General features: G+C 67.7%; 1 protein-coding gene. It reads left to right on the top strand.

Features of this window, described 5'->3' with window-relative positions:
- Positions 1-452, top strand: a 452-nt coding sequence (locus AC1DOP_RS27295) for a S49 family peptidase (protein WP_477254423.1), incomplete at both ends; no start/stop codon positions are given.

Below are 452 nucleotides of genomic sequence, written 5' to 3' on the forward strand. Positions count from 1 at the left end.
GCGCGAAGTGTCCGCCGCGCTGCAGGACCTGCGCGCCTCGGGCAAGCAGCTGGTGGCCTTCAGCGAGAGCATGGGGCAGTCGCAGTATCTGCTTGCCGCACAGGCCGACGAGGTCTACCTGGACCCCATGGGGTCGGTGGTGCTGGAAGGCCTGGGTCGCTACCGCCAGTATTTCCGCACCGGCCTGCAGGACAAGCTGGGCGTGGACGTGCACCTGTTCAAGGTAGGCGAGTACAAGTCGGCGGCCGAGCCGTACGTGCTCGACGCGGCGTCGCCGGCGTCCAAGGAAGCCGATCTGTTCTGGATGAACGATGTGTGGCAGCGCTACCTCGGCGATATCGCCAAGGCCCGCCGCCTGGATCCGGCACAGCTGGCGGCCGGTATCGACACCCTGCCTGAAGGCGTCGCTGCCGCTGGCGGCGACCTGGCCAAGTTCGCCCTGCAGCAGAAGC

It is taken from the genome of Massilia sp. 01N410 (genome assembly GCF_056399665.1).